The organism is Butyrivibrio fibrisolvens, from assembly GCF_037113525.1.
Taxonomy (GTDB): Bacteria; Bacillota; Clostridia; order Lachnospirales; family Lachnospiraceae; genus Butyrivibrio; species Butyrivibrio fibrisolvens.
Window position 1 is genome coordinate 3403660 of sequence record NZ_CP146963.1, and the last position, 26425, is coordinate 3430084.

Below are 26425 nucleotides of genomic sequence, written 5' to 3' on the forward strand. Positions count from 1 at the left end.
AATGGCGCTCATTATTCACTTGCTTTAAGCTCATTCTCAGTAACTATTATTCCGCTGTTTTATATTCAATACCATATTTGTCATGTAAATACTCAAGTGACTCTTCATTGTTCTCAATAAACTCTTCAGAAAGCTCATATGTATGGTTTTGATTTCCAAAAGTTACTGTATTCTTATAATTACTATCGTTATCGATATGTTCCATTCCCCATGCTATAAGCCCAAATATTAAAAACATTATAACCATCACCGAACCAGCCATAGCATAATGTTTAAAATGTTTCCAGTCGATATCTGATTGTATTTCATGAACTCCTTCCGGATCATATACATAAACATCTATTTTGGCTCCGGGTCTTAGCCCTGTTTCAGTCGTACGGACTTCTCCTTTTAGTATCTTACCTCTAAAAGCATAGCTGACATAATATGTCTCATATATCTCACCATCACGACCAAAGTGAACAATCTCTACTTCTTTACTATCAATAACTCTTCCTCTAAACTTTTTGGACTTCTTATATCTGATTCCAGAGACCAAATATACAATTCCTAAAGAAATAAAAATTGGCAATAAAACTATTCCTAAATAACCTGAACTTGTTCTCATAAAAACCTTTCTATATTCAAAACAAAAATACAATTGATATATGAGGCCTGCATATATCATAACGATACATAGCTTACCATATAGTATCTTTATAAATAAATAATAATCGCAGCAAAAAAAGACGTATAATTCCTGTACTCACAGGCTATACGTCTTTTTAATACTGCTGTTATTCTTTTACTAAATCATTCAGTTCAGACGGATCCTGTATCTTTCAAGATCTACCTGATCACATTCTAAAAATACTGTTTCGATATACTCTCCGCCATTTGCAAGAATTGTCTTTTTACTTGCTTCATTTGTAGGAATACAGCTTACACCTATTTCATCAAATCCAAAGCTCTTAAGAAAATCCAGGGCTTTAGCAAGTATCCTCTTAGCGTAACCTTTTCTTCTTTCTGAAGGTCTTACTGAATATCCTACATGTCCGGTATATTTCTCCATTCTCTCAGTGAGAACGTTGTGAACCTGCATGCAGCCTACCATTTTCATATCTGATTTTCTAAAGGCCATAAGGACATTGCCCCAGGCGCCGTGCTCATCTGCTTCTCTGCTTGGATTCGCCCAGCCTATACAGTGATCGACATACTCCTTCATATCAGACATTCTTTTCATAGAAAAGCATCCATCAAAGCTTGAATCAGCATCAAGCATCTCCTGCCTGTAAGCAGCGATCTCATCAGCAAAATCCATAGACGGCTCTAAAAATAAAAGCTCATCTTCGTCTTCATCAGCCTGACCTGCCACATATTCAAGTGAGAACTTCTCACAGATAACTCTGGACTCTTCTGTAAATTCTATTCCGTATTCCTCGGCTTCCTCTTCAAAGAACTCCTTATGAACTTCTCTCCAGTATTTAAGAGAGCGGTCACCCTCTCCTTCAGAATATGCATGATATGGAGGCACTTCATTAAACTTTCTAATGTATACGTCATAATCTCTTATAACGCACATTGCTTCATCTTTGCTGTTTAATAAAACGCTGTATTCACCAGCTTCCGGAATCTCGTCAAGCTCTCCTTCAGCTTCATATGCATCGTAGAGACTTGCTGTTCCAAACTTCTTACCTTCAAGTACAAGCTGCAGGAGCTTGTCTCCATCCTCATCTTCGCCAAATCCCCATGCTTCATAAGGGGTATTTATATCTATTCCTTTTTTAGTGCAAAATTCTTCCCATAACTGTTCTGCTGTCATATATGTCTCATGGATTGTCCAATATATGAGAAATGCTAATATAATAATCAGCTAAATATATAGAGGACAATCATACCTCTTTCTTGTGTAGTTTCATTAGTTTTAGTCATTGTAAATTTCATAATTATCCTCCTTTCTGCTCAACGTGAGCTTAAACCTATATTTATAGCAACAAATTCATTGTACATATATAAGAACACCTGTCAACCACTATCTCCGCACACGCAAAGTGGCTCAATGCCATAGCAGTCCTGAGGCTGGCAGCTGATAAATGATTTTGGGGTCTCTGAAAATTATATTAAATTCAAGAGCGTGATAGATGGAATAAGATATTCTGCTTGGGATTCACCTGTTTGAGCGAAGCGAGTTTGAATCCCAGAATATATTATTCCAGATATCATGCCTTGAATTTTATATAATTTTCACGACCCCAAAATCATTTATCAGCTGCCAGCCTCAGGACTACTATGGCATTGAGCCACGTCCCCTCACATTACTACAACTTTATTTTTGCCTGTATTCTTGGCTTCGTAGAGTGCTGCGTCAACGGTCCGTAGTGTATTGGTATAATCCCCTGTATAGCCTGATACGCCAACCGAAATCGTGAATGGTACAGGCGTATCTTTGGCTTTCTCAATTTCAGATCTCACCTTCTCCATACGTTTACGAGCATCATCTATACCGCAGTTTCTAAGGATTATTACGAATTCTTCGCCTCCATAACGGATTACATAATCCTCTTTTTCAGCTTCCTTGGACAGCATCTGTCCTATATAAAAAAGCGTTATATCACCAGTATAGTGACCGTTATCATCGTTGATCTTCTTGAAATCGTCTATATCCAACATGGCTATAGATACAGTCTCATCTTCAGACACATCCTTTAAAGTGTTATCTGATACTATTTTTTCCAAAAGATGTCTGTTATAAACCTGCGTCAGAGGATCTGTTATCATTGCCTGTTCAAGCTTTTGGGAGATTCTGTAACGGTCCAGGAAAAAAGCTGTCATAATGTACTGAACAAATATAATACCCATTATAATTGGAATCTCCAGTGAAACGATCTGTTCATAATTAATGTAGTGAATAAAAGTGTTAGTAATAACAATTTCTAATACATATATGATTCCATTGATGATCGTATCTTTGGGTGTTGATACATATCCAATAACAAGCCATAAGATATTAACTATGATTATTCCTGTAATAGAGTTGCTGTTATCTTTGAGATTATAAGCTGTCCAGCTGGCCGCTATGATCATTCCATGTCCAAGGAAGAAGTCCATGAAGATTACCACACGTGAACTACTACTTATATTCGTAACAATAAAAAAGACAGCTATAAATACAAGAATAGAAAGTCTTGGAATAAGCGTAGGAAGAACGGATCCATTGATCATGTAATCCGAATAGATAAAGAATATGGTAGTAAGGCATGCAACAAGAAGGCCAAGCTCAACAATGCCCTGATAATACTCGCACTTAGCCCGATAAAACTCCGCATTTTCCTTAGGACCCATTGATCTAAGTTCTTTTAACAAAGCAGCTATCGTTTTAATGCCACTAATTATCCTCATATTCAATACCTCTAACTATAATTGTATCAAATATACGTTAATTAGTGAACATCAATTCGATAGCTGCAATTATTATATTCTTAAGTTAAATACTATAGATTTTCAGGCCAGTTCAGTAATTTCTCTCTTGAACTCAGCTTCGATATCTTTAGTCACAGTAACCTTGGCAGACTTTATCTTAAGTCCTCCCTGAGCGAAATAGAACTTAAGGTAGAAGTTGCTCATAAAGGCAGGAATAAGGTCTATCTTAACAGTCTTATACTCTTTGTCCATTCCTGTAAGAGTAAAGGACTTAACAAGCTGCTTGTCCTGGAATACAGATACAGGAAGCTGGGCTACATCAGGCTGATTGTCAGCTTTAAGCACAAGCTCCAGCTCCATAAGGCACTTCTTGGGAGCAGTTAAAACAAAGGTTGTTGTGCTGCCCTTTTCAACCTTAAAGTCTGAAGGATCAAGCTGTGTAACATCTTCATTCATCTTAACCTTGATCATATCCTGAAGATTAGCGTCTTCTTCTGATACTGCATCTTTAAGCTCTTTATCAAGTTCAGACTCAATACCAAGCATATGCTTATATGCAGGTGTCTTTAAAAGGAATCTAAGGATATTGGCAGCTCCTCTTGCAAGCTCAGCTCTTGTTAACTTTCCTTCAAGAAGGGCGCTGTCAAGGTTATCGTGGCCTGAGTTTTTCTCTGCATCTGCGTTGACCATGTTAAGATCGTTCTGGGCACGTACCTGAGATGCTACGTTAGCATAATCGCCGGGAGCACCTGCTTCGTCATTACCCATTGCCCACCAGTCAGTCATTACGATTCCGTCAAATCCCCATTCTTTTCTAAGAATAGTTGTAAGAAGATCATAGCTACTAGCTGTCCAGATTCCGTTTACAGGGCCATAAGTACTCATGATAGCTCTTGCGCCGCCTTCTCTAACAGCAATCTCAAATCCTTTAAGGTAGATCTCACGAAGAGCTCTTTCTGATACTATGTTATTAACAGTATGTCTCTTAAACTCCTGTGTGTTGCCTGCAAAATGTTTGATAACACCGGTAACATCATAGGTGTGAAGACCCTGAAGCTGAGCTTTAACAAGCTTACCAGTAAGGAATGGATCTTCTGAGAAATACTCAAAGTTTCTTCCGTTAAGAGGACTTCTGTGAATGTTCATTCCAGGTCCTAAAAGAGCGTCTATTCTATGTCTTCTAAGATCAAGACCTTCCCATTTAAAGAGCTCTTTGTTGATCTCTTCATCAAAGGTACATGCAAGGCAGGTGCCGTTTGGAAGTGAGAATGCGTGTGTTCCGCAGTCCATACGGATTCCTGAAGGGCCGTCAGAACAGCCTCCTGCAGGGATGCCAAAGTTTTTAAGAGATTCTGAAAGTCCGCCATATGCTCCTGCTATTCCGGCAGTAACCTTAGGTGAGCACATTCCTTCGCCTCTTGCGATGGTACATAGATCCTTATCTGAAAGCTGGGCTATAAACTCATCAAGAGATACCTTTTTATCCTCAACATCTTTTAACTTAAATCCCTTATCACCTGTATAAGGAAGAGCCTTAGGAAGTCTTTCTTCTCTCTTTTTATTAGGATCAAGAATTCTTGTAGGTACATCTTCATAGATCTTTACAAGTTTTCCGCTTTCTAACGCAGGGCGAAGGCGCTTAAAGTCCTGAACAGGAGCATATGCTTCTTCGCACTGCATTACAACTTCAAGCTCATCAAGAGTGAATCTTCCAACAGATTCTGCGCTTCTTACATCAATTCCTGCAAAGAACTCATACTCACCCTTTTCAAGTACGTAAGCTGACTTATGGCCTGTAACGCCGCTGTCATCGTAAGACGCGAGCCAGTACTTTGGAATCTCGAATTTGAGTTCCTGGCACATTCCAGGATCAAGAAGATCTGTCTTATCGAAGCTGCAGAGGACTCTTTCAGGTTTTCCAAGCTTACCCTGAGGTGCCTTAACATAAACCTGAACAACCTCTTTACCGGATCTAGCGCCTGTATTTGTAACTTTAACTTCTACAAAAACGCTATTTTGGTCATAGTTAAAAGAAAGAGTCTCTACGTCGAAGCTTGTATATGAAAGGCCATATCCAAATGGATACAGAACGCTATCCTTATCAAAGGTTTCAAAATAGCGGTAGCCAATGTAGATATCTTCTGACTGTATATTTTTCTTCTCTGAACCAAAATTTTCAGTTGATGAATAGTCTTCTATATCTTTGGCAATTGTATCTGCAAGCTTACCGGACGGATTAACAACGCCTGTAAGAACGTCAAGAACAGCATTACCACCTTCCTGACCGCCCTGCCATACGTACAGAACTGCAGACGGGTCAATCTCTTTAACCCACTTCATATCTATGATATTGCCAACGTTAAGAAGGACTATCGTGCGGTCAAATGACTTACGAACTTTCTTCAGTGCCGCAACTTCTTCATCTGTTAATAAAAAGCTTCCCTGTTCGTTCTTATTATCCTTGTCTTCGCCTGCTGTTCTTCCGATTATGAATACAGCTACGTCAGACTCTTCTGAAGCTTCTTTTACCAGAGCATCATCAAGTGGCATTTCCTTCTGGAACCAGGGTTCTACTGCCCATCCCGTTCCAATATCAAAGGGATTTTCTTTGACAAAAGACTCATATGCTTCTCTGACTTTTTTGTTTACAACTACGTCTTTAGAAGCTTCAAGCGCTTCATATATACCAATTACATAGTCAACGTTAACCATTCCTCCTGAACCGGTTCCGCTCTTATAATAATTCATCTGGCTTCTGCCAAATACTGACACCTTGGTGCCTTTTTCAAGAGGAAGTACGTTTCCATCATTTTTAAGAAGTACGATACCCTCTGCAGCAGCCTTTCTGGCCGTCTGCTTAAATTTTTCAATATCCCAGGTCTTTCCCATTTCTCTCTCTCCTTCAACTCCGGATTTGACGGAGTATGCAATGTCAATTCAAAGGCGAAAACAAAGCGTTTTCAACCTTTTACTGCACCGATCATTACGCCTGATTCGAAGTATTTCATGATAAAAGGATATACCACGATCATTGGCGCACTAGACACTATTATAACGGTAAGGTCTCCTGCACCGTCAAGTCTTGCTGACTCTTCAAGTGGTTTTGATTTTTTATTAACTTCTTCTTACTAGCTTTTTTGAATTATATATTCAGAATTGCAAGAATCAAATTTTTTTAGCTCTCACCATAAACATAAGTTCAGTGATATCTTCTCTCTGGCATTCCATATATCCATCAAGCACAAATCCGCATTGTATCAAGCCTCCGAGATATTCCTCCATGGAATGGCCGTATTCGATCCATCCTGAATCGTCAAAATCTTTTGAACACCATGGCATCTTATGAACAGCCTTATAGTAACCGCCATTTTCATCTTCAACGAAGTCGCAAAGATAGTTAACTGGGCTGGGTGCCATAATAATGAACTGTCCGCCATTCTTAAGAACTCTGTAGCACTCTTTGTATACCAATAATAGATCGGGTATGTACATAAGTGATGGCGGATTGATTATAAGGTCAAATGATTCGTCCGCAAACATGGACAGATCACACATATTGCCTTTTACTATTTCGATATCTAGATTTTCTCTATCAGCAATCTCTCTGTCTTTATCAAGCATCTTATTAGAGATATCAATAACCGTAACTTTAGCTCCTGCACAAGCTAAGATTGGTGCTTGCAGGCCGCCTGCGCCGGCAAGACAAAGAACACTTTTACCTTTTATGCCCTTCAACCAGCTATCCGGAACTTCCTTGTCATAAAAACGCAGAATTGGTCTGCCATTTCTAGCTGATTCAAGTTCTTCATCAGTTGCGCAGGCTGTCCAATCTGCCTGATTGACTACCAGATTATCTATATTTTCTTCTACTTGTTCATATACATTTTTCATTATTTATTATTCCTATATTTTTTATATAATTAATTAAAGACATGTGCTTCCTTCTTAGAAAAACACATGTCTCTATCATAACATAGTGAATGACTGCTATGTGCAGCGTTTATCGCAATATCAGACTAATTTTTCATTTCTGTATTGCCTGTAACATATATTCAGCGTATTGTTTAGCAATTTCATAGTCATAAGAAACTTCTCTGGCATCAGCATATTCAGCCATAGCTTCTTTGATCAAATCTTGATACTCTTCCGGGATATTATTTAAAGCCCATTCACCGCCTTCTTTTTTAGAGAGGACTAATTCTTCTTTCTTGTAAGCAAGGACTCTTGCAAGGTTCAAAATTATATACATTGTATTATCAACAATGTCTTCCTTCGCCTCAGCAATATCTTCCCAAATTGAATCCATATAATCAACTTTAGGAACAGGGGCAAAAACTTCTTCTATAGGAAGACCACACAGGCACTTTCCTCTTTTACTAATAATTGTAAAGTGAGCTGCCAGATCCTTGTCAGTTCCCTTCATCTTATCAATATAATCTTCTGGATTATCCTTATACCATCCTGTATGCGCTACTGAAAAGTGAAGTTCAAAAGGTGTAGGATAAACAAAAGGCTTGCACATATTTTTAGTTACAATGCTCATCTCAATTCCCTTTGCAGGACCAGCCTTATTAACTTCTACAACCATATCCATGAATCTGCGCTTAACATCATCCTGCATAGGCTCGTCCACTACGACGATCAGGTCTAGATCACTCTTTTTGGGGTTATAGCATCCCATCACCGCTGAACCATGTAAATATATACCTGTTAGATTATCTTCCAATATCTCTTGAGACTTTTTGACAAATTCGTTTATTACTTTTTCCATACTTTTCCTCGCTAAAATATATCAAGTATCTTCAAGTATTTTCAATCCCTTTTTATAATTCTGTCCGAGAATTTCCTGTGTCTTTTGAAATTCGAATTTTTCATGTAGTCTGTCTTGTACTTTCAGGAACTCTTTCTTGCCATACTTTCGTATGTACAAAGCCTGCGCCTTGGCTGCATTCGCACCATCGTTTGTAGGAACATAAAAGCCTTTTTGGCAGTTTTCAAGTTCACTGCATTCATAACAACCATCTATATTTTTTTCATTGCAGCATTTTACATTCGGGCAAATCCTGCCTTCCGAGCAAGTTGCAAAAGAACATACGTTGTAATTGGTTCTGCAGCCTCCGCACCACTCAGAAAGAAAACAGTGATTACATGATAGTCCACAGATAGCAGTTGGATCAACACCTTTTCTGGCTATTAGGCAGAGTTTGTCTTTTATGCGTCTCATGGCTTCTATGTGCATGATCCAATGGCGGGAAAATGGCATCTGGATTAGGCCTTTTATGTCCTTACCACACCAGTAATCTATCAGCCAGAATGCATTTTCGTCTTCGCTGACGCAACCACTCTTTATAAGCTTTGCCTTTGTTTCGTCAGTGAATTTTTTCTTTAAATCTTTATACTGCAAATTCTTAAGGATCTGATCACCCACGTCTTTTACTGCCTTTGCATACAGGTATAGTTCTTGTATATTCAGTTTCTTTGAAAACTCAGCAATCTCTTCTCCTACAAGTTCATTACCGGTTGTGATGATAGGCGAACCTATTTTTTTAGTATAGCCATCTTTGAATAGTATCTGCTCATCTTCAGCAATCATCTCATGTGCTACGATATCCTCAATTCTGAATATGTGCCATATGGAATATGCCAGCGTCTTACTGTGATATCCTTTTGCATTTGCAAACGGCATCTGATAAAAAGCTTCTTCAGGATATCCTTCAACGATCCATGTGATCTGCTGAAACATTTCTTCTCTGAAAGCAATCAGTTTTTCTATGGCCTCAGTATAAGTTTTTTCTTTTGATAAAAGACTCTGTACTTCTTTATTCTTTTCAGACCATTCTTTGTCCATAGCGCAAATATCCTTTCCAGCTTACTGCTTTTTACGAACAGGGATGCAGATTTCGCTCACATAGTTGCTTGACGAGGGATCTCCGGGAAGATAATTCTCTATATCTACATCGGGGATCAGCTCATAATCAGACACTGGAAGCCATTCTTTATATATCCGCTCCCACATATCCTGTATTGCCTTAGGAGATGGCCCTATGCATTTGAAAACTGCCCAGTCGTATTCAGGGATATGAATAATCTCGAATCCTTCAGGTATTCCATCGATGTCTGCTGCCTTGCAACCGATACCGTATTTAAACTCATCGCCTCCGCTTTTCTCCTGAGCACAAACTCCAAGGTAACCTGGAATCTTCCTGTACTCTTCATTGGCATAGTATTCATCCCAGAACTTAGGAATTTCTGTATCGCTCGTTTCAGCATGAAAAAGCTTGGAATGCACAAGCAGATCCATCTCTTCCCATCTTTCAATCTTATACTCCATGATACTACCTCCTTCGATCGTGATCCGAACGGTATACCTGCTCATGAACTGGATGGGCTCTCCTTTTTTGGCCTGTGCCGGCGACAAGCCATGAAACCTTGTAAAAGCTTTGGTAAAGCTTTCAGGCGAATCGTAACAATATTTGAGTGCAATATCTATGACTTTCCCATCTCCTTTGGCCAGTTCCGATCCCGCCTGAGATAAACGCCTTTTTCGAAGGTATTCTGCAGGAGACATTCCGGTCAGTAGTGTAAATGCGCGCTGGAAATGAAATGCTGAAAGATTCACTGCTTTAGATATATCCGCAAGGGTTATATCTTCTGTCAGGTTATCTTCCATGTATTTAATTGCATCGTTAATTGTTCTTACCCAATCCATGCGGTATTCCTGCCTTCACTTATGAGTTTAAGGTTGTATCTGGAAATTGTCCTGTTTTTGATTGCTTTGTTTTGTCTTATTTTTAAATAGATTTTGCTTATGTACAACTGGGGCAACACTATGAGAAAAAAGCTATGATCCTACTCCTGTACTGCAGATTCCGCAAATCTTATTATTTTTTTATCAAGGTCTATTTCGTATTCTATTCCAAGTGGAAGAATCCCAATAGGCATTGCGTGTCCAATATTTACGTTATATATAATTGGCAGGTTCTCACAATTGAATTCTTTTAAAACAGACAGATAGACCGTCTTGTATTCTTCATAAAACTGCTCATCCTGAGGCTTTCCAACTATGATTCCATTGATCGCATTAAGTATTCCCTGTGCACCCAGATTTCGCAGATAATATGTCACATAATCAGGGCTTGGTTTTTCCTCGCTGGTTTCAAGAAGTAGAATCTTTCCCTTCCAGTCACCTACTTTAGGCCAGATATCAGTTCCAACGATCATTGGAAATACATCCAGACATCCACCAAGTAGCTGCCCCGTAATCTTACCAGATCCCGATAATACCTCGTAATGATGTGTTTCCGGCTGTGTCTTGTACTGAGCATTAATGTTTTTTTCATCCCACTCAATATGATCATCAGACCAGTAATCGCAAGATGGAACTTCATATCCTTTTGTATCAGAAAAAAGAATGCGTTCTACAGCCTCCCTGGTATAATCAAACATCTGGCCATATTCTGCGAACTCTTTCATGATGCAAGGACCGTAATACGATACAACACCAGCTTTGTTCATAACAAAATGATTAACTGTGGTATCTGAATATCCCATGAAAATCTTGGGATTGTAATGAATAACATCATAGTCAATATAAGGCAGGATTCGTACTGAATCATCGCCGCCAATCGCAGTGATGATGCCCTTGATCGAAGGATCTTTAAAGGCATCCATTAAATCTTTGGCTCGCAGCTCGGGGTTATTATATACAAAGTCACTGCCTTTGAGAGCATGAGGCATAGTAACTACTTCCAGGCCAAAGATCTTCTCAAGGCGCTCCTTGGCAATGTGATATTTATGTATCAGCTTTTCATCGCCTAAGCCGCCCCATGATAAGCTGACGATTGCGACCTTGTCTCCGGTTTTTAGTCTGGTTGGTTTTATCATCATGTTGTCTCCTCTTCATCCACTGTAACAGTACAAACCTTATACCCAAATTCCCCAATAACTGGGATCTTGTCGTATTTCCTAGTTTCAGTATCAATGATTATCATGGCTGATTCTCCAATCTGCCTTCCATCACTATAAGTTGAGAACACATCTGTAGAAATAAAGCCATTTTTCTCATATATATTATCAACTGGAGTATGCCCTACTACCTGTGTATACGTTTCTTTCCTAAAGGCATCTGCCTCTTTATACTGCGGTCTGTACCAAAGTGGTGATTCATCATTCCATAAATATTCATCTGATGCGCTATTCACTGCATTTAAAACCTCATCTATATCTGCATCAAGTAATTCGGGATTTAATCTGCTAATAAACTCGGCCGTCAGTCCTCCGTGCATAAATAGAACATTATCTATTCTGTGTATGAATGTAATCTGTGATTTATTCTTCAAAGAATCCTTGAGTTCATCCAGTTTTGAAATGGCAGTTCTTTCAGCATATGGGGAATAGCCTGTCTCAAGTTTGCCCCAAGGATAACTAACATCATGATTTCCATAGCACCACAAAGTCTCTGGATATGTTTTTGCAAAAGCTATTGCCCTGTCAAAGGTGTCTCGATATAATTCCACTCGGAATTCCATATCCCAATCGTCTGGTATATCCATAAGGCACACAGCTTTTTCAGCCTTGCCCTCATTAAGGATTTTTTCTGCCCGGTCGAATATCCAAGGTTTTAAATGTATATCCGGAATTACAAGTACTCTCATTATTCAAAACTCCCTTCCAACATTTATTCTTCATTAAAGAACTCTAATATTTGCTTTACAGAAACCGGATAATAATTGTTGGCATCTATCCCAACATCATATCTAAGTACTCCCTCTTTTCGATTCTGCTCATTATAATCCATTTACTTAAGAAGAAATGTTTCCCTAAGTCTCTGCGCAACTTCCTCAGTTGTAACCCCATAATTAATCAAAGTATTAACATCAAATGGATCCGTATTCAACAATTCTATGAATCTACTAATATCGTCATACACAGTCTCAGGTAAAGAATGTGGTCTTTGAACAACCAATTCAGTAATTATCCTTAGAACATCCTTTTTATGCTTTTTGTATTCTGATGAATGAACATTTTCACCTGCATCACGCTTAGCTCTCAAATCTAAATATGCCTTAACTTTAAATAAAATAAGATATTCTGGCCTAAGCACAGACAAATGATTGATTACAGTTCTTCCTTCCAAAAGAATCTTATAATAATCTTCGTTTAAAAGAATACCTGACAGGCTGGATACTTCATCATCTACGTGTATTGGTGTTAAAACAAAAGTTTATATCGCAAGCAGCGCCTCCTATAAGGACGTATTTATCCTCATCTCCTTCAAAATACTGCTTAAATTTTTCTAAACCTGCTACCATACATACTCCTCTAACATTTCTTCTATCGACATTTCGACCCTTTCATCATTTTTCTCATCATCTAATGACAAGCAAACGCTCAAAGGGTCTTGAATATTCTTTTTAACCAAATCTATAAAATACCCTACTTCTAAGACAACGCTTCCAATTTCATCATTTCTTCCCGCCTGTTTCATTGTCCTTATGCCACTTTTACTAATATCCTCTTTGGTAATAGCGTATGTTGGATATGCATTATCTGATAACATTGAATATTCGCTAAGGGCTGAAATCCCTGCTATTTTGCTCATCTTAACGTTTTCAACCAAATTAAACTTTCGAATAACCGGATTTCTACAAAAAGGTTCTATTATTCTCCATGCATCTTTCTTATTAGGATTCATCGTAATAGCACGGTATCTGCCCTTTCTATCTAAAACATCTATACCAAGATACTCAATTTCATCAAAGCATTTACTTATTGCCATCTTGGAAACACCTAGACTAGATGCAATATACGTAACAGAAGCCTTTTCATATCCTTCTATAATTCCTGAAATCAACATCTTCTGAGTCAGAAAAGAAATATCGTGTACAGGTTTCAGTTGTCTATTATTTCCTGAAAGGAGCACCCCTAGAAAAGGTAAATACACATCCTTATTATCTAAGACAAAAGGAATCCCCTCTTCAACCATTTTTTCTTTTGAATAATATGTGGTTTGTTCCAAAAAAACTACGCAATTAAGTTGCACTGTTTTTTCAAGCAGAGCCCTATGCTTACGTATCTGTGCTAAGCCTATACTGTTCTTGGGTTTCAATGCAATCCATTCAGCACCATTTGTATTTACTCGATAAAGACGATACATACCCTTATAAAACAGTGGTAATCCTTTGTATAATGACTCATCTTCTTCCAAAGATACGTTCATATGAAGTGCATTTTCGAGATAATCTTTCATAACTACCCCACTTTTTAAATTGTAAATTATTTTAGTTTACAATTTAAATATAGCACCATATACAGAATACTTCAAATTTGTTTGACGATATTGAAGAACAACTCTTAAAAAGTGCAGGCAATACCCTAAGCTTACTTATTACCATTCTTATCTTTCATATTCTGGAGCATACTTGCATATGCTAATAGACGCTTCTTGTTTGCCTCTGATAAATCTTGACATTCTCTCATAATCTGCACATTTAAACCATCTGAAGAAACAGCCTTATCATGCATTGGTGCTTCATCCGCAGTTTTGCCTATAAGCAATTCCTCCGGTGTTATCTCAAGAGCCTCGCATATGACCATGATCTTATCCGCCCCAGGATTAGTATTCTTCTTTCTCCAGTCAAAAACCGTTCGGCTTGGAATTCCGGTCATTTTCGACAACCTATATGCGGTTATTCCTTTTTGTTCCATTATCTTAAAAAGTCGTTCACTGATCGTCATTAATAGCCTCCTTCACACATCAATCGCGCATATACGCACTATATCATTTTAGGATACTTTCCGCAACAAATATGCTTCATTTTCTAAAAAATAGCAGTTTTTATATTATTCCCCCGGATAAAGCAAAATAAAAAAACTGCAGGCATTGATCACAATAACCTACAGTTTTCTATCTCATTATTCGTTAGCAAAAACTCAAATTGGGGACTTCCATTCTAATCGATTTGTTTCCACATCAATTACCGTGAAGCCTCACACGACCAAAGTCGCGTGCTTCCATACCCGTTTTTCTGAGGTATGAACTCATTGACTACATATACGGTCTGGCACCGAAACATCACGCCTCAGCGTGAAGTTCTGCATCCAGACTAATCAACGTAGACAACGTGCATGTGCTCCTATACACGGCCTCTGGAACTTTAGCCAAAAGCCGCTGCCTTTTCGTCGCCGAAAAGGTCTTTATTATCTCACGTATAAAATATCTTGCTCCTATATTGTAGGTTGCATTCAGATCACAGTTATATATCTTTCCTGTGCTGAACTCACACAAACTGTAATTACCTTTTGTTTTAGATGATTCTTTTCCTCGTAATACTTTTCCTGAGCCATCGAATGCAAGTCTTGATGTTCCCCATGCGTTCACCCTTGATATTCGCATGCCAAGTCTGTGTGCCTTGTCAGTTACCATCGACTGTACATAACGGGCTTTCCACATATGAAGTCTCATCTTCTTTGATCCCCGTTTACGTCCATTAAGATCCAGATGCTCAAAAACTATTGTATCTGACTTATATTCTACTGCTGTATCAACAATGAACTTTGCTGTCTTGACTGCTATGTCATCATTGACACCACAAGCAAGCCTCCAGAGTTTGGAGACTTTTTGTGAACCATGACGCTGTGCCATTTTGATGCGATCAGTCTTGCACTTTAGAGAGTCGTATTCTCTTGGAAGACGAAGGAACCGTCTTCCAAGGACCGTGCCATCCGCACGCATTACTGAGCATGTACAGGCATTATTTATTCCAAGGTCTACAGATAGTATTGTCTGATCAAAGATGTCTGTATCACTAAGTTTTACTTTTTCCTCAAATGCAAAATCAAGAAACCACTGCTTGCCACGCTTTTGCAATGTCGGCACACATTCTTTTCTCAAAAAGCAGTGTTTCCTGATATAGTCTACATCTGTCTTACGGAGTGCTACCGTAATCCAGTCCCAGGTATTGTTATAAAAGACCTTAAGCTTTGCATGAAGATCATCAAGTCTGTTAAATGTATTCCCTTTATACATGGCTGGATATATGTATCCTGACTTTGGTAATGATGGTGCCTCTCCTCTTTGACGAGGATCAAGGATCTCCCAGTTTTTTAGATTTGACTTATATGAACAGACTTTCCCATAGCCTTCCGCAATGGCTGCCCTTCTTAAGTATGATGGAAATTTATAAAAATCCATACCAAAATCATACTTTACGACAGGTCTTTTCTTTGATGTTACGCTATAGCTTTCAGCAAGACTCACAACCTTATTCTGATTGGGGCATAACAAAAAGCTGTCCCATTCATTAAGGATGACATCAATATAAAAGTCTACAGCTCTGCGATAGAGTCTGATCGTGTCTTTAAATATATGATTGTATTCTTTTATCTTTACTGAATAAGTTGACATGATCTTCATATCGCAGAACCTTCTCTTTTAACTCGTTTTCTGTGAATCTATGTACTGCTTCACCTGATCATAGCTTCTGTCACTGGCCGTAACAATACAATAGGACGGATTCCAAAGATGTCCGCCCCATAACTGTTTCTTTAACTCAGGATGTTTCATAAACAACCATCGTGCGGTATTCCCTTTTAATATCTTGATCATATCTGATGGGAAAAACTGCGGTTTGCAGTCGACAAGAATATGAATATGATCTGGCATAACTTCCATGGCCATGATTGAAAAAGAATATTCCTTTGCAAGATCGTTAAGATAATCTTTGATCTCGTTATCTATCCCGTCCAAAAGAACCTTTTTTCTAAACTTGGTACACCATACTATGTGATACTGCAAAGAATAAACATATCCTCTACCATATGTAAGATTAGATATATTAGTAGTATATATTATTTTGTCCATGAATACATTATACCATATGATCTGATTAAATAAAAGGCGCGGCGGCTAACTCACGACTAAAGTCACGAGAATGCGCCGCCGCAATTTTCAAATCCGCATAATTAAACTTTTTTCTTTGAGAGCAGCACGATAGTTTCTACATGCGGTACTACCGCATAAAATTTAAACATACTGCGTAGCTACTGGGCTATGATATGTTTACCCCTTTTTACATAGTTTTGGGTGAAGGGGTTAAGAAATAGCGGACAGTAAATCTTTCCCATTACTTCTTATATTCAAAAACATCCATGTCTGCAATAACCGCAATGCCCTTATTTATAGCCTCATCATACGAAACATTTTCATAGAGAAGCCTTCTAGTAATATTGTTATAATCCGACTCATAAAATCTGCTATCAATTATCTCATGAAGCATCTTAGGAATATTGTACTCTAGCTGTGCTGATGGATTATTCTTGGATAACATCCTGTCATTTCTTACTTCATCAATAAGATCATCCAGTTCTTTATTGATTTCAATCCGTGGAAGTATCTTCGCTATATCATATAGATGCCTTGAATCTCTATCCTGCATATCTTGTATTCTATAATCACAGATAGCAAATACCTTATCTATAAAGGTCCTTTCCAAGGATTGTAGATTCATTTCAACGCTTGCCGCCTCAAAAGGTATAGGTAACGTAATTCCATTTTTCTTACAAAAATCCCCTACAAAGCTTTTTATCTCATGCTTTTCTACAGGATACACTGACTGATAAAAACTGGTTTCAACTATCAGTTCTAATGGAATCTCACTAAACAATGACTCATACTCATACACATACTTATTATAACTGTGCCTAGAATGGATATCCTCCGGATTCTCCAGTTGCAGACCGAGTCCATTAGCTATTTCTGTAATTGTGGATTTAGAATTTCTCCTGTCAGATTCTGTAGGTTTCACATTCATAGACAAATCAAGGTCTTCTGAAAATCTGTCTATCAAACCATACCCCTTTGAAAGTGATGTACCGCCTTTAAATACAAAAGGTAATTCTGATTTTGATAGTTCTAGCAAAAACATTGATTGAATTGTATCCTTCTCTATCATCTGAGGCGTTCTATTTACTTCACGAGATATGGTTTCAATTATTTCCTTCCATTCTCGTTTATAATCTTTATACCAACTCACCCATCAAGCCTCCTTCATATATGTTTCTGTATACTTTGTCCGGATAAAGAGGCAGATACTCTTTAACAACAGAAAAATCTAATCCCGTTGACTTTACGTATTTCCTCAGCTTTTTCAAAAGCTCGGCGCCACCAACCTCACTGTACTTATCGATGTTAGTCATTAAATCTAAAAATTGAAGTGGATATTTATTTCTCTCAGTCACAGTATCAACCGGTTTATAAACAATAATGGTGTTTCCATCAAAATCCTGTTTTCTCTGTTTGGTAGTTGCCTCATTACTGCAGATTTCATAGCATGAAGGATTCTGTGTAGTAAAGCCATACTGATTTGCTAATTGTAAACCAGTGACATAACCGGAGACTGTTCCATCAGCATTTAAATACTTTTTATCAATGTATTTATCCACTGATATACGTCCATTGGTCCCAAGTATTGTCATATAAGGTAAATAGTAAACGCCATTGTACAAGCGTTCAAGCTTACCTGCATCCACGAGCTTTTTCATTTCCTGCCTAAGATAATCCTTAGAATTCCCTGGTAGTTCATCTAAGAAAATCGGCTCGCCATCTGTGAAATTGTCTATAATATAATCAATTACCATTTCCGCCGCCTCACAAATATGAAACATTAGTTTTCATATTTATAATAACGTAATTCACTTTATATTTCAAGAAAAAAAGCCCGCATCATATTGATGTAGGCTTTAAGCAGTTTCGTCAGATAAGTTATATAGTTTATCTGACAAAAAGTGTCACGTTTATTATACAATTATCGTGACGCTTCCAAAACAATATCCTTTATTCCTGCCCTGATCTTTGACTTGGGCACCACATGATTTAAATTGCCATTCTTCCAAAAACGGTTCATGACATAGCAATCATGGCTGCAGTATTTTCTAAACTTATTCCCATATGCTGAAAAGTACCGCTTGCAGTAGGCGCACTCAAAAATGTAAGTTGCTTCTTGGGAATGAACACTTTTATCCGGGTGTTGCTTCCACCATGCTCTTCGGCACTCATCTGAACAAAAGAGCTTCTTTCCGGATTTAGGATTTCTCTCGATCCTTTTACCACAGAATTTGCATCTGCTAGGTGCATTCTCATCTTTGACGGTTGCCTTAATCTGCTCAATATCTCCTGCAAGGCCATGTGTCTTACAAAAATACCTGACATTCTCACGAGAAGTTCCTACTACAATACCTATTGATTTGTAGCCAAGACCTTTCATTCTTAGATGCGTTATCTAGCGCGCCATTGCTTCTGTCATTGTGATACCTCCTTATCAGAACAAATAGTGTTTGTCCCACGTAGCGGGCATACTATACGTCACTCTTAAGGAGGTATTAGTCAACTATTATCAATTTTCGCACACTTCCATATGTTTGAAATTACTTTTTACGCTGCTAACCGTTTATTTATTGCCATTCTATGATTTTGCATTTTCCCATAATTGTTTTCAATAGCGGGTCCCTCTCAGAATACTCTTGATTGCCAACAATGAATATCCTATCTCTGGCTCTAGATAGCGCAACATTGATCCGCCTATCATCAGCAAGGAATCTATATGACCCCTTAGTTCTGGTAACCGAAAAAATCACAACATCGCTTTCCTTTCCCTGAAAGCCATCCACTGTGTCTATTTTTACACGATCCGAATTAATACACGCCTTTCGCAGAGATGATATCTGGGCACGATATGGTGCAATTACAGCAACTGTTGTATTTGGATTACCCTCGCTAATAATCTGCTTCACCAAGTCAGCAACTATCTGACATTCATCCTCATTATAGATCTTTGGTCTATCCGATAATTCTTCTGTTGGAATAGGCCAGTCATTTGACGGTTCATATGTGATCCAAGTTAATCCATCTTCAACATCCTCATTCCTGCCATTTTTCAAAGAGCCATTATAAAACAAATCAGAAATCATACAACCAATCTGATTTGACATACGATACTGTGTATCCAGCACAGAAACCTTTTTGCCTTCGTTAAAAAGAGTATCTATGTACATGAAACGGTTCAAATTACAGTTTTGAATGCTTCTTATGATCTCTTGTTCTTCAGAACAAAAAACGGGCGGCAACTGCTTAGGATCGCCAAGCAGTACTGCTTTTCTAGAAATAACAAGTGGTGATAGGATTTCCGGTAGCGTTGCCTTGCAAACTTCATCAATGATTGCAACATCGAACATTTCAGTCCTATCTCTAAAATCATATGCAGCGGCCCTATTACAAGTCATCCCCACAATATTAGCAGAAAGAGCCAATGCCTTCTCAATTTGATTTTTCTTTCTTTGATCGTTTGAAATAAAGTCTCTTACTTCTCCTTCGATAATATTATAAGCATCCTTGTTCTGAATGCTCTCTGATGCCCATTTCAAATATAAATTGATTATTGATTCCGGAGAAAACTCATCTACAGCATCATCGTTCTCTTTGTCACGAATGCGCACAATTCTGATTCCCTTACTATACTGTGCAATTCTCGAAAGAAGGTTATTAACAGCAACGTGTGTTTCAGAACAGACCAAGATGCGAAGGCTGGGATTCGTTGACAAAAGCTGAAGACATATTTCAGCAATAACCTGCGTTTTTCCTGTTCCCGGAGGTCCTTGTATCAGTGATAAAGTGTTTTCTCCAAGAGCTAGTCTAACTGCCTTCTTCTGTGAATCGTTCATGTCAAAATAAAACTTCTCACATATAGCTTCTTCAGATTCTTCAGTTGATGGAGAAATAAACTCGCATAAAAGACTCGGATTAAGTACCGCACCGCATCTCACTCTCTCAATAGTCTTGATTTGACGCTCGCATTTTATTCTTTCTCCTTCGTCTTCTACCAAAGAAATACGTTCATTCAAAAATGTCTTCCAGCTTGTCAGGTGATCTATCCATACTTGTCTATTCATGTTGAACACCTCGCTCTTCGCAAAGTACAAAGTCTATAGAATCCATATACATATCAAGCCGTATTCCCGGTAGTAATTCAAATAGAACTGCACTTTTTAGAGAATAGCTTTCTTCATCTGCGATACCAGAAATCATCAAACCATCTCCTTTAATGTAACCTTCCAATTCAGAAGGGACATCTATCTCATATGTGTTTTCTAAGCACATATCAATAATTGCAATCAGAGGCTCAGACAAATATAGCTTACCGGCTTCGATATCAGCAGCCATTATCTGGTGGTTTACCAAAAGCTTTATTCCATTTGCTATTATAGAATCAGAGAACAGCGAAAGCGCTTTTGCAATTTCCCTTGAATCCGTGAATCCGTTCAAAACAAGTCTGAATATAATATTCTCAACAACGCCAAATTGACGGTTTAACTGAAAATCAATTCTTATTCTCATAGCCGCCCTCCTTACGCCGTTTTTCTATTTCTTCTTTCCTATAAACCAGTTTCTTTTCTTCTCTTGCTTCTGCAGCCGTTGGTCTTAAAGCTCTCGGAATACAGCTTCTAAGATCACGTTCATGCTTTTTATCTAATTCTGCAATCTTATCTTTTATTTCATTTGCTTTTTTCTCCGCATCAGCCTTATTTTTACCAATAATTGCGAGTTCCTTTTTTAATAATGACACTGCCTTTCTTGCAGAATCTAATCCCGGTGTTTCAGAAAATATCTTGACCAAGAAAAACCTATCGTCCCCATCCTTAATCTGTTTAACTTTCTTTTCTGCGGAAGATACCTTGGTCGCCGTTCCATCGTATTCTGCTGCTAACTGTATTATTTTATTTTCAACAGAAGATACCTCCTCTTCTAATTCAGTGCGAGCCTCGTTGTAACGAGAAATTATTTCTAATTTCTCCTGCTCACACTTCTTTTTAGCTTCAGCTACACCTTCTGTCCGTATCTCATTTAACTCAACAAGCCTGTCAGCTATTATGCAGTCTTCATCAGTTTGATTTTTTTTATCAGGTATAAGCAACACTCCATATTTCTTACAGATCTTAAAAATATAATCTCGTTTTTCAAACCATTGACTTCGCTCTTTTTTTTTAGATGAAATGCTGTCCCTTAAAGCATCCATTTCCGATGAAAGATATCGGCGCTCACACTGTAGCCGTTCCCACTTATCCTGATCATCAGAATGCAAACTTGCCATATTATGCAATTCTTCACCCACATCACGAAGCTGGTTCCCCGTCTCACTTTTCTCTTTATATGCATAAGAAATATCTGCACTCAAGTATGTGATCGGATGAGCCCAATAAAAACGTATTCTCTTAGCTATAGATTCCAACTTTTCGGATGTTGATTTGATGTTATCTTCAATCTGTTTGATTTCTTGCCGAACTGCTGTCTGCGTATCCCTTACGCCACTTCTTTTGTCAGAAAGCTGCTTGCTAAACTGGATTTTTTGTTGAATAACCCACGCTATATAGCTTATCGTAGGAAGATATTCAGACCTTTCCTGTATAATTCCTTTCAGACGAACTAAAGCAAAACGTTCAGAATCCTGACCCAACTCACAACTTGAAATCGCCTCAGACACTTTATCCAACAATTTTTTTGCATCATCCTCTTCCTCAAAGCTAATCTTATAGCCGGATAATGAGATTAGCCGGATAATATCTTTCACATCGGTGAAAGATGTCAACTCTCTCTGTCTTTCTCGCAGATTATCTATTTCTTCGCCGATAAGAATCATCTGGTTGCTAAGAAAATCATTGTCTTCTTGTAGTATTTCTATCTGCTTCCTTTTTATGTCACGCATTTGGAACAGATAGTTCCGGTGCAAATACGCATCTGCATATGATGTAATATCTTGTGCCACAGACTCAAGAAAGCTTCTCTCTCCCTGTAATTCTTCTTCTAAAGAATCTCTGAAATGAAGAAGTTTCTCCTGACGTTCTGCCTCAACTCTATTTAATTCCTCTTGGCATTCCTCTACGCGTCTGTCATATTCAATTTGATAAGCATCCACACGAACCCGAAGACCTTCAGCTTCCTTCCGGAGAGACTTGTTTATCAAGAGTCTATGAGGCATTACATAATCCCATACGCTCATAACACTTCACCCCCATCCACAAGACATAAAGCTTCATCAAACGAAATGTATTGACGGCCAACCATCAATTCATCCTGTTGGATAAACCATGTAATTTTTTCGATAAATGGCATAAGTAAATCAGCATCGCCACCTTCGATCAGCTCACGAAGAGAATTGTTTATTTGCTCATTTACTTCATTTCTATGGCGCATATAGTCAAGGACATAAGAATGCTCCGTCTTTCTGTTTTTCAGTTCTTCTACTAGAGCATTTGCATTACCTTCAAGTACCTCATACACGCTGATATATTGCATGTATGAATTGGCAACATATGTATTTACTGATTCTCTGAAATCATTCTGCATAACCAGCCTTTGCTCTGCAAATATGGTTCTAAGTTCTGCAATTCGCTTTTGATGATGCTTTTCAATTTCTCGCAAAGCTTTTTGCTTTTCAGAATCTATACCTGACAGATTAACTTCCAACTGACCGGCAATAGCTTTTATTGCCTTTTTATGGATGTTATACTCACGAAGATCCGAAATCAGGTTATAGCAAGGCAGTAAATCTTTGAACGACAACCTAAATTCAGATATGTTTTCCATAGAATCAGCAAAATAATACAGTTTCTCACAGCCACTTAATTCTAACTTTGAATTGATATCCGCAATACATTCGTTAAAGGCTTTTTGAGCATCCTTGTTAGCCGTTCCAATAATAGCGTTAGCTCCAATTCCGAACACTATTCCGCCAACTACTGAGCCTACCACAGTACCGATTGGGCCTAAACTTGAACCAATTGAAGCACCTGTAGCTGCTGCCGTTTTTGCTGATGTAAGAAGCCCTACCCCCTGTATAAAAGCCTGACCACTAAACTGTCCCGCAATCTGACCGCCGATTTGTCCTGCCGCCCATGCACCAGTAAATCCAGCTGTAGATGAAAAAACATTATTGACGGAATTACATAAAAGGTCATCTGTATCTATCGTCTGTGTCACAAAACACTTATAGAGATCTTTGGCAAAATCTACAGCCACATTCGCAGTTGCCATAACAGGGATAGCTTCCAGTGAATTTGCTGCCACTTCTTTTCCAAGCATCTTGCCAAATAATTGAACAGATCCAGCAATTGCACCTCCACGCACTCCACCTTCGACTGTTCCACACAAAATATGTTCTATACTTTGAACAAACTGATCTTCCGGCAGATCCTTTGCGTTCTTTATTACGCCAACAATTTCTTGAACCGTGGTAAGAATAAGTCCTGTAGCCGCACCAGCTTTAACAGCTCTGCCCAAATTTACCTTATTCAACTCATCAAGTTTTTCTTGTCTTTCCGAGTACTCTGGTGTCGACTGAGCTTTCATCTGTTCAGCCAGTTCAGCAGCCTCTTCTGGCGTTATTGAATCAGAAGTGATAGTTTTTCTTCCAATATCAACTTTCACAGTATCATTTACACCCTGCCCTGCTCCGCCGACAAACTGTACATCCTGATACTGCGGATTTTTCATATCCTTAGCATATGCAGAAGCTTTATTATGAATTTTAGATTGGTAATCAGCCGATCTCATTGGCTTATCCCACGGATGCTCTCTTGTCCAAATAGAAATATCCGTTTCCATATCTATACCAGAAAGGACAGTACCATCCGGCATCTGTCCTTTTGTGTAAATACCGATTTTAGAATCGGATACCCCCTTTGCAAGAGCATTTATTTTCATAGTATTTTTGAAGTATTCTTCTGCTGCAAATCCCTTATATTGTTGCGTTGGTGTTTTTACCGGAAGCCCTGTAGACTTAGCTATAGCAGACTGATTCATTGCTGCGGCATAGTTGTCCATAGCCGATTGAAGACTTCTTGTTTGTAATCCAGCCTGTGTTGAGGTTCCCTCAGATGAAGCATCACGAATAATCGAGGAAACAACTTCATCCTCGGACGAAAATTCGACGAGATCATCAAAACTGATATCTTCCCCTATTCTCTTAGACGTGTTCATTTCATCATCCATACTATATCCCTCTAAAACCAACCATCAGTGAAAGTTTGAAAAAACTATAGCTATATACTTCTCGAATTGTTTCTTGCAGTATTATTTTCTTTCTCCAAATTTATCCTAACGATTGCCTTTAAACCTACTGCTTCTTTTTCAAGCATTTTACCCATCTTATTTATTTGTTACGCACTCATTTCAGATAAAAGAATCAACATCATATTCAGTCACTCAGAATAGATCACAAAAGAAATTTTCATCCATTCCTCACTGCGAGCTGAACTCCACTATATTAGCGTACATATTCAATTTCTATCTTATCAGCTTACAACAAAAATATACGGAGATACGTATTTTTCCATATCCATTTAGCTTAAATGTTTTTTGCTTCAAATTAAGTCAACTTGTTTCCTTACACACTCCCGCTTGGTTAAGTGGGTAGCCTAGAGAGTAGTACGATGGTTTCTACATGCACAGTACACGGGAACTGATTTACAGCGCAGGCACGTTCTATTACATAGCCTGCTGCCTGAAGTTCTACAAGGTCTCTTTGAAGGCTTGTAGGCTTGCAGGATACGTATACCATATGGTCTACGCCATAATCGATGATCTTCTTAAGTGCCTTGGGGTGGATTCCGTCACGTGGCGGATCAAGGATTATGTAGTCAGGACGCTCTTCAATGTCATCAAGAACCTTTAAGACATCGCCTGCTATAAATTCACAGTTATTAACATTGTTGCGCTTTACGCTCTCTCTGGCAGCCTCTACGGCCTCTTCTACGATCTCTACACCTATTACCTTGTCTGCAACAGGGGACATGAGCTGTGATATGGTTCCTGTTCCGCAGTAAAGGTCGTACAGGATGTGAGCCTTGTCTCGTCCCTGCTCTTTCATTCCTTCTTTGACATAGTCTCTTACTGTATCATAGAGCACCTCTGCAGAAAGAGAATTGGTCTGGAAGAAAGAAAATGGTGATATATCAAATTTAAGTCCAAGAAGTTCTTCTGTGAAGTGATCCTGACCATAAATGATATCTGTTCCCTGGTCTACTACAGCATCTGAAAGGCTGTCATTTTTGGTATGGAGGAAGCCTACTATCTCACCATCAAGGTCAAGATTAAGAAGGGCATCTTTAAGCGGGGTAAGGTCATGCTCTTCCTGAGTTGTTGTAATAAGGTCTATAAGGATCTGGCCAGTTTTTCTTGCCTTACGTACAAGGAGGTGACGCAGATATCCTGTTTTCTGCATTGTATGATAGAAAGATACGGTTTCTTTTGAGTTCGGCGCATACATATCTGCAAAGTAGTCAAGAACGCATGTCAGAACTTTTCTATAATCAGAATCAATGATCTGGCATCCTTTAACGGTTACGATATCATGCATGCTCCCTCTTTTGTGCATGCCAAGAGAAAGCGGGCCGTCCTTAACTTCATCACCAAAAGAAAACTCCATCTTGTTTCTGTATTCAAAACGTATAGGACTCTTTTTGATACCGTCCCATACAGGCTCTGTATCCTGTCTTTTAAAGGCGTCTGAAAGAAGCTTTTTGACCTGCTCTTCTTTGAGGGCCAGTTCCTGTTCATATGTCATGGACAGATAATGACAGCTTCCGCATATTCCAAAATGAGGGCATGAGCTTTCGATTGCGTCAGGAGCTTCTTCTATTACTTCTAAGAGTCTGCCTTCCATGCGGCTTTTTCCGCTTCTTGTAAGCACTGCTCTGATGCGCTGTCCGGGAAGCGCATTCTTTACAACACAGGTGCCTTCTATCTTTACGCAATTATCCGAAGTATTAACATCTTCGCAGGCACTGCCAGTATTGTTTTCAGAGCCATCTTTTCCAGCGCTGTCAGCTGCAACCTTAACCAAATCTCCCACGATTCCCTTATTAGGAAAATCACGTCTTATTACTGTTCCTTCAATTATCTGCCTTTTCTTTCTCATAATCTTCTCATCTCCAAAAACGGGAGCAGCCGCCCCAACAGGGCCCACTGCTCCCGCCA

The 26425-nt window shown here is 38.6% G+C and carries 23 protein-coding genes; all 23 read right to left on the reverse strand.

The features are described from left to right. Positions 1-46 precede the first annotated feature (46 nt). The 23 genes from WAA20_RS14195 to rlmD all read right to left on the reverse strand — a co-directional run bounded on the left by WAA20_RS14195 (position 47) and on the right by rlmD (position 26366). Positions 47-607: a hypothetical protein gene (locus WAA20_RS14195; RefSeq protein ID WP_073385591.1), complete on the reverse strand. Its 561-nt coding sequence runs from the start codon at positions 605-607 to the stop codon at positions 47-49. 189 nt (positions 608-796) lie between these two features. Beyond that, positions 797-1801, reverse strand: coding sequence for a GNAT family N-acetyltransferase (locus WAA20_RS14200; protein WP_081373670.1), 1005 nt, complete (start codon positions 1799-1801; stop codon positions 797-799). 488 nt (positions 1802-2289) lie between these two features. Further along, positions 2290-3378 (reverse strand): GGDEF domain-containing protein, encoded by a 1089-nt coding sequence (locus WAA20_RS14205; RefSeq protein WP_073385592.1) that lies wholly within the window; start codon positions 3376-3378, stop codon positions 2290-2292. 102 nt (positions 3379-3480) lie between these two features. After that, a complete protein-coding gene (locus tag WAA20_RS14210) occupies positions 3481-6288 on the reverse strand; it encodes a glycoside hydrolase family 3 C-terminal domain-containing protein (protein ID WP_073385594.1) in 2808 nt (935 codons plus the stop codon). Between the two features lie 276 nt (positions 6289-6564). Beyond that, positions 6565-7290, reverse strand: coding sequence for a class I SAM-dependent methyltransferase (locus WAA20_RS14220; protein WP_073385595.1), 726 nt, complete (start codon positions 7288-7290; stop codon positions 6565-6567). Positions 7291-7423: 133 nt separating this feature from the next. Then, positions 7424-8170, reverse strand: coding sequence for an aminoglycoside adenylyltransferase domain-containing protein (locus WAA20_RS14225; protein ID WP_073385596.1), 747 nt, complete (start codon positions 8168-8170; stop codon positions 7424-7426). Between the two features lie 21 nt (positions 8171-8191). After that, complete coding sequence (locus WAA20_RS14230; protein WP_073385598.1) at positions 8192-9247, reverse strand: DUF3795 domain-containing protein; 1056 nt, start codon at positions 9245-9247, stop codon at positions 8192-8194. 21 nt (positions 9248-9268) lie between these two features. Next, positions 9269-10108, reverse strand: coding sequence for an AraC family transcriptional regulator (locus WAA20_RS14235; RefSeq protein WP_073385599.1), 840 nt, complete (start codon positions 10106-10108; stop codon positions 9269-9271). Positions 10109-10248: 140 nt separating this feature from the next. Beyond that, positions 10249-11286 carry a S66 peptidase family protein gene (locus WAA20_RS14240; RefSeq protein ID WP_242951142.1) on the reverse strand — a complete coding sequence of 346 codons (1038 nt, stop codon included), beginning with the start codon at positions 11284-11286 and terminating at the stop codon, positions 10249-10251. Then, complete coding sequence (locus WAA20_RS14245; RefSeq protein ID WP_073385601.1) at positions 11283-12053, reverse strand: metallophosphoesterase; 771 nt, start codon at positions 12051-12053, stop codon at positions 11283-11285. Before WAA20_RS14245 ends, WAA20_RS14240 begins: the two co-directional genes overlap by 4 nt. A gap of 143 nt (positions 12054-12196) precedes the next feature. Further along, positions 12197-12535, reverse strand: coding sequence for a hypothetical protein (locus tag WAA20_RS14250; RefSeq protein WP_242951143.1), 339 nt, complete (start codon positions 12533-12535; stop codon positions 12197-12199). Positions 12536-12703: 168 nt separating this feature from the next. Next, a complete protein-coding gene (locus WAA20_RS14255) occupies positions 12704-13648 on the reverse strand; it encodes a hypothetical protein (protein WP_073385602.1) in 945 nt (314 codons plus the stop codon). A gap of 131 nt (positions 13649-13779) precedes the next feature. Next, positions 13780-14136, reverse strand: a complete 357-nt coding sequence (locus WAA20_RS14260) for a helix-turn-helix transcriptional regulator (RefSeq protein WP_073385604.1) — start codon at positions 14134-14136, stop codon at positions 13780-13782. 337 nt (positions 14137-14473) lie between these two features. Further along, positions 14474-15814 carry an IS200/IS605 family accessory protein TnpB-related protein gene (locus WAA20_RS14265; RefSeq protein WP_338801313.1) on the reverse strand — a complete coding sequence of 447 codons (1341 nt, stop codon included), beginning with the start codon at positions 15812-15814 and terminating at the stop codon, positions 14474-14476. Between the two features lie 18 nt (positions 15815-15832). Further along, entirely contained in the window at positions 15833-16261 is a 429-nt protein-coding gene (tnpA, locus tag WAA20_RS14270) for an IS200/IS605 family transposase (protein WP_338801314.1), read from the reverse strand. 262 nt (positions 16262-16523) lie between these two features. Continuing rightward, positions 16524-17432, reverse strand: a complete 909-nt coding sequence (locus WAA20_RS14275; protein ID WP_073389451.1) for a nucleotidyl transferase AbiEii/AbiGii toxin family protein — start codon at positions 17430-17432, stop codon at positions 16524-16526. Next, the gene (locus WAA20_RS14280) at positions 17419-18036 is read right to left on the reverse strand and encodes a hypothetical protein (RefSeq protein ID WP_073389449.1); all 618 of its coding nucleotides are present in this window, start codon (positions 18034-18036) and stop codon (positions 17419-17421) included. The genes WAA20_RS14275 and WAA20_RS14280 overlap by 14 nt, the downstream gene beginning before the upstream one ends. A gap of 167 nt (positions 18037-18203) precedes the next feature. Beyond that, positions 18204-18662, reverse strand: a complete 459-nt coding sequence (locus tag WAA20_RS14285; RefSeq protein WP_139263826.1) for an RNA polymerase subunit sigma-70 — start codon at positions 18660-18662, stop codon at positions 18204-18206. 187 nt (positions 18663-18849) lie between these two features. Next, complete coding sequence (locus WAA20_RS14290) at positions 18850-20343, reverse strand: AAA domain-containing protein (RefSeq protein WP_073389446.1); 1494 nt, start codon at positions 20341-20343, stop codon at positions 18850-18852. Next, positions 20336-20788 (reverse strand): hypothetical protein, encoded by a 453-nt coding sequence (locus tag WAA20_RS14295; RefSeq protein ID WP_073389445.1) that lies wholly within the window; start codon positions 20786-20788, stop codon positions 20336-20338. Before WAA20_RS14295 ends, WAA20_RS14290 begins: the two co-directional genes overlap by 8 nt. Then, positions 20772-22448 carry a hypothetical protein gene (locus WAA20_RS14300; RefSeq protein WP_073389443.1) on the reverse strand — a complete coding sequence of 559 codons (1677 nt, stop codon included), beginning with the start codon at positions 22446-22448 and terminating at the stop codon, positions 20772-20774. The genes WAA20_RS14295 and WAA20_RS14300 overlap by 17 nt, the downstream gene beginning before the upstream one ends. Beyond that, entirely contained in the window at positions 22445-24439 is a 1995-nt protein-coding gene (locus WAA20_RS14305) for a hypothetical protein (RefSeq protein ID WP_073389441.1), read from the reverse strand. Before WAA20_RS14305 ends, WAA20_RS14300 begins: the two co-directional genes overlap by 4 nt. A 412-nt stretch (positions 24440-24851) precedes the next feature. Next, positions 24852-26366: a 23S rRNA (uracil(1939)-C(5))-methyltransferase RlmD gene (gene rlmD, locus WAA20_RS14310; protein WP_073389440.1), complete on the reverse strand. Its 1515-nt coding sequence runs from the start codon at positions 26364-26366 to the stop codon at positions 24852-24854. Positions 26367-26425: the final 59 nt, after the last annotated feature.